At 66.6% G+C, this 5243-nt stretch carries 2 protein-coding genes and 4 pseudogenes; 2 read left to right on the top strand and 4 right to left on the bottom strand.

Annotated elements, in window-relative coordinates; genetic code table 11:
* Window positions 1-1439, bottom strand: a pseudogene (locus tag AB0E67_RS35965) (hypothetical protein); the annotation flags it as partial.
* Between the two features lie 358 nt (window positions 1440-1797).
* On the opposite strand from AB0E67_RS35965, the gene AB0E67_RS35960 reads away from it, so the two are divergent.
* On the top strand, window positions 1798-2559 hold the full coding sequence (locus tag AB0E67_RS35960) for an aminoglycoside adenylyltransferase family protein (RefSeq protein ID WP_362035004.1): 762 nt from the start codon (window positions 1798-1800) through the stop codon (window positions 2557-2559).
* Between the two features lie 87 nt (window positions 2560-2646).
* On the opposite strand, the pseudogene AB0E67_RS35955 reads toward AB0E67_RS35960, so the two are convergent.
* Window positions 2647-2928: pseudogene (locus AB0E67_RS35955) on the bottom strand (integrase core domain-containing protein); the annotation flags it as partial.
* 27 nt (window positions 2929-2955) lie between these two features.
* Here AB0E67_RS35955 and AB0E67_RS35950 point away from each other — a divergent pair.
* A pseudogene (locus AB0E67_RS35950) lies at window positions 2956-3060 on the top strand (IS3 family transposase); the annotation flags it as partial.
* 81 nt (window positions 3061-3141) lie between these two features.
* Here the strand turns inward: AB0E67_RS35950 and AB0E67_RS35945 are convergent.
* A pseudogene (locus tag AB0E67_RS35945) lies at window positions 3142-3486 on the bottom strand (transposase); the annotation flags it as partial.
* Window positions 3487-3608: 122 nt separating this feature from the next.
* Entirely contained in the window at window positions 3609-5078 is a 1470-nt protein-coding gene (gene ltrA / locus AB0E67_RS35940) for a group II intron reverse transcriptase/maturase (protein ID WP_362035002.1), read from the bottom strand.
* Window positions 5079-5243 lie beyond the last annotated feature (165 nt).

Here is a 5243-nt window from a genome sequence, read left to right as displayed (position 1 = left end):
CGTTTGTCCACACACCAACCGATGATCACGCGGTGGCCGTACCCGTTCCCGGCCGGGTACGGCCACAAGATCGCGAAACCAGACTGGAGTACTAGGAGTCCGGCCATGGGCCCCATCAGGAGTCCGTAGAACACGTCGTCGCGGATAATTTCCCGAGGGTTGGCCACGGCGCTTGGTTCCCCTGCGAGCCCGCGCATGAATCCACCCGCGAGCCCGCCGATATGCCCGAGCCAGAACCCGAGCGAGAGCCCGAGCCCGGGCTCGCCGCCGAGCCCGGACCCGACCCCTTCGACGAGCCCGTACTCGATGGCGAGCGAGAGCCCGAGGCTGACCACAAGCCCAACTGTGAACCAGATCCTGAACCACGCCTTGAATCCGTCTGCGAACCCACCTGCCAGCCCGCCCATGAATCCGCCGATGAGGCCGGACCCGATGCCTAGGACTATCCCGGTCCCGAGCCCGTACCCGATCGTGTGCAGGCTCAGGCCCGGGAGTTCGTCCGTGAAGATGAGCGTGAAGCCGATCGCGAATCCGAAGCCGAACCAGGTCTTGAATCTGGCCCAGAACCTGACCACGAACCCGCCCTGGAATGTTCCCCGGGTAATGCCGAGACGGTTGGGCCTGGGCGTCGGGCGGAAGGCGATGATGCTGGCAACTATGGAGAACGCGGTGAAGAAGATGAGCGTTTCGGTGCTGTTCCCGAAGTCATCACTGCCGAGGAGCGAAGCGAGGACGAAGGGAGCGAGGACGAGGGTGAGGGTGGTGAGGATGATGTCGGTGATACGGACCCGGGTGGTGCCGGCGAGGGTCCAGAGGTGGTGGAGGGTGAGGTCGGTAGCTGGGGTGCCTGTGGTGCTGCCGGAGAGGTGGCTGGTGAGGTGGTGGAGCCAGCGGTGGACGTCTTCGGGCTGATAGCGGTGAGGATTGCGGGTGTTGGCGATGGTGGCGGGGACATAGCGGGCCAGAAGGTGCTGGTCGAGGTCGTGTCCATCGGCGTGGTGGAGGAGTTCTGAGGGGTTGCCATCGCGGTGGTAGACGGTGGCGGTCAGACACAGCCGCCAGGGCGTGGACAAGGTGGTGGCGAGCGGGCTGGCGGGCTGGGTTTCGAGGTGGTCGACCAGTGGCTGCCAACGGGGTGTGTCGAGGGCCCGGGCGCGGAGGTAGGCGATGGCCTGGTGGGTGCTGATAGGGGCGATGGTGATGCGGGCGGCGTCGATCAGCCTGGATACGGGGGCGAGGGCGTCGTAGTGCCCGGTGCGGCAAGTCAGCACAAGAGGGCCCGCCTCCCGGCCATCCTGGTAGGCATTGAGCGCCTCCAGAACCGCGCGGGCGCGAGGGGCCTCGGGATCGGGAGTGCCATCCGCCCGGAGGGGATCTACCTCATCCAGCCCGTCCAGAACCGGCAGCACCATCCCGTGATCGACCAGCCCGGCGGCCATCCCGACAGGCCATTCATAGGCATCGACCAGACGCCGCACCAGCAGGGCGGTCAGGGGCTGGTCAGTGTCCCACCGTGGTCCTGCTCGCTGCCATCGCCGGCCTCGCGGCCGCCGAGTCCTGACTGGACGCCAAGGCCTGACACCGTGACATGAGGCGCGTGGTGCGCAGGAACGGATTTCCTTCGCACCACACCGCAAAGCCCAGCCCCGGCTCCGCGTTGATGCGGTCGTCGCTCACATCACCCAACGGGGCCCTGCCGCCCGATGCCGGGGCTGAGCCGGCCTCAGTGGGCAGAGCATCGCTGAGCAGGCACGGGCCGGTGGGTACCGGTGAGCGGGCGTATCCGACACTGGTGTGATGGATCAGCTTGAGCAGACCGTCGACCTCGTCCGCAACGTCGTGGGGCCGGAACTCCTCGGGACGTACCTTCACGGCTCCGCCGTGCTCGGGGGGCTCGCCCCGGCCAGCGACCTGGACATCCTGGCCGTCACCCGGCGGAGTCTTGACGAGGCGAAGCGGCAGGCACTTGTCGAGGGCTTGCTGGACATTTCCGGCCTCACACCCACTGTCCGGCCAGTTGAACTCACCGTCGTCATCCAGTCCGAAGTCCGCCCCTGGCGGTTCCCGCCGATCGGAGACTTCCTCTACGGAGAGTGGCTGCGCGACGAACTCCAGGCGGGCGCGGCTCCGCGGCCCGGCCCGATGCCGGACCTGGCCCTGGTCCTCGCAGTGGTCCTGGCAGGCGACCACGCCCTGACCGGGCCGCCTCCGGCCGAGCTGCTGGATCCGGTGCCGCACACCGACCTCGTCCGGGCGACCGTTGAGGCGATCCCTGAACTTCTGGCCGACCTGGACGACGACACGCGCAACGTCCTGTTGACCCTCGCCCGGGTCTGGGCCACCCTCGCCACGGGCGAGATCAAAACCAAGGACGCCGCCGCCCACTGGGCCGTGGCCCACTTGCCCCCGGAACACCGCCCCGTCCTGGAACACGCCAGGCACTTGTACCTCACCTGTCACTATCAGGACGAGGTCTGGAGCGAGGAGCTGAAGACCCAGGTACGTCCACACGTGAACGACGTGCTCACCCGCATCGACCGCCTGCGCCAACAGACATGAACCACTCCCGGATACTCACTCACCCGACCCCCTCTCCAACCCATTGTCCGGAGCGTGATCGGGCTTGACCCCGGATCTTGAACACGTCTATGCGGCTCGGGTCAGGGTAGTTGATGTTGAGTGGAAGGTGTTCTCGTAAGCGGTCGGGGATTGCTGGCCGAGCCGGGAATGCCAGCGTCGGGTGTTGTGGCGGGACAGCCGGCGGAAGGCGTCGAGGCGGGCCTCACGCTCGCTCGACCAGCCCTTTCGCCCCTTCAACGTCTCCCTTTTGAAGGTCGCGTTGAACGATTCCGCGGCGGCGTTGTCCGCGCTGCTGCCCACTGTGCTCATGCTCTGGCGGACGCCGGCCCGGCGGCAGGAGTCGGCGAAGGCCCGGCTCCGCTGATCCACCTCGCCTCCCGCCGGCACTACGGTGTCCCGCGCATCACCGCCGAACTGCGCCGCCAGGGTCGCCTGGTCAACCGCGAGTGGGTGGAACGGATCATGCGGGAACACGGCATCGCCGGGCACAGCCGGCGCACCGGCCGCCGCAGCCTGAACAAGTCGGACACCCAGGCGGCCCCGTCGCCCGGGCGAGTAGGCGGGCAGCAGGAACACCGTCAGCCATTCCCGTGCGTCGATCAACTCTCGTATCGTGCGGGAGACATGGGTGTTGAGCCGGTCCCAGACCAGCACGACCGGTGCCTTGATGAGCTGGTGGGTGCCGTCGAGCAGAGCGATGAAGTCGCGCTCGCTCATGCTGCGGCGCTTGCCCTTGCCCGCCGGGTGGGCGATCAGCCGATGGCACAGCCGGGTCCGTGAGCCGGGCCGCATCGCAATCAGCCCGGCCACCGACAGCCGCCCCGAGCGGCGTCCGCTCACCGTCACGACCGGGGTGTGTCCGCGTCGTCGCCAGGTGCGGCCTTGGGGCGGTCGGCGGGTGAAGCCTGCTTCGTCGCTGAGTAGGCCCGGGGCGCGGTTTCGGAATTACTCCCGGCCCGTTTCCCCGGACCTCTCGCCGAACCCGCCGTGCCCGTTACTGGGCAACGGGCTCTCCACGGTTTCTGCCGTCAGGTGGTTGCAGGAGCCCAGGGGGTGGGAATCTTGCTGCCGCGGTAGCGATACCGGGTGACCGGAATCGCGCTGATCTTTCGCAGCTCGATCCCGTCCGCAGCAATCGGGAGCCACCTTCCCGTGGGAGTGGTGAGCCGTCTGCGGACGTCCGTCCAGCCCCAGTGATGTCGTTGCCGCAGTAGCCGGATAACCCGCCACCAGACGAGGTCGTCCAGTTTCCTAAAGGTGTGCTTGGCAACAGCATGCCTGAAGTAGTTGGCCCAGCCGTGAGTAACCTGATTGAGATTGATCAGAATCACGGCGAGGTCCTGCTGAGATGTTCTGTGGGTGAGGTGTCGGACCTTCGCCTTCACCGACCGGATGGCCCGGTTGGCGATGAAGGTATAGACGTGCCACTTGTTCGTCCCGCGTTTGCGGCGCCACTGGATGCGGAACCCCAGAAAGTCGAACCCCTCGCTCAGGTGCACCACTTGGGTCTTGGCTGGAGACAACCGGAGCCCCATCGGTGCAAGGGCCTGGGCGACCTCTTCGCGCAATGCCTCGGTGTGTTGTCTGGTTCCGTTGACCAGGACGACGAAGTCGTCTGCGTAACGGACCAATCGCCATACCGGTAGGCCCTTGGTCCGGCGTCGCCGTCGCCGGTATTCCGTGGACAGTTCTCCCTCTGGTTCCCACACGCGATGCATGTGCTCGTCGAGCACGGAGAGCGCGATGTTCGCCAGCAGGGGAGAAATGATGCCCCCTTGCGGTGTGCCGGTGAGCGTGTCCTCGTACTCTCCGAGCTCGGTCAGGAGCCCGGTCTTCAAGAACGCCTTCACCAAGGCCAGGACCCTCTTGTCCTTGACCCTTGCCCGGACCCGGTCCATCAGGGCGACGTGGTCGATCTCGTCGAAACACGCCGCGATGTCCGCATCCAGCACCCAGCGATAGCCCTGGGTGCCGAAGAGCTGGATCTCGGAAATCGCATCCTGCGCCCGCCGCTTGGGCCGGAACCCGTAGGAGACCGGCATGAAGTCGGCCTCGAAAATCGGCTCCAGCACGAGTTTCAGCGCGGCCTGGACAACCCTGTCGGCGATCACTGGAATACCCAGGCGCCTCACCTTCCCCGAACCCCCAGGCTTGGGGATCTTGCATTCCCGCACCGGAAGAGGTCGGAAGGTGCCCAGTTTGAGCTGGGTTCGCAAGTCGTCCGGGAAACCGGGAACCCCCAGTTTCTCCTCGACCTCGACAGCACTGAGGCCGTCGACGCCGGGAGTCTTGGCGCCCCGGTTGCCGGCGACCCGGTCAAACGCTACGAGCAGCGTTGCCGGATCGTGCACGAAGTTGAACAGATCATCAAATCGACGGCCGGAATCGACCGCCGCCCAACGGTGAAGCTTGGCCTGCATCTCCGATACCCGCTGGCGCGGACCAACAGGGTCCTCCTCCAGCGCGGCCCCACCGTTCGGCGGCGCATCTTTCGGCATTGCAGTGTCCTCTCCCTCATGAAACCGCTGCCGCCCTTCCCCATGCTCCGGGCTTTCCCCGGCTCGGAGTACTACGGCGGCTCCGCCCCACCCGACCCATTCAGCGGTCGATGCGCCTATCCCCGAAACGAACTGGCCGTCCGCCGCAAGGGAGTCGAGGCCGGA

Source organism: Streptomyces sp. NPDC032161 (assembly GCF_040636995.1).
In the GTDB taxonomy this organism is placed as follows: domain Bacteria; phylum Actinomycetota; class Actinomycetes; order Streptomycetales; family Streptomycetaceae; genus Streptomyces.
This window is presented reverse-complemented; position numbering and strand designations above follow the sequence as displayed.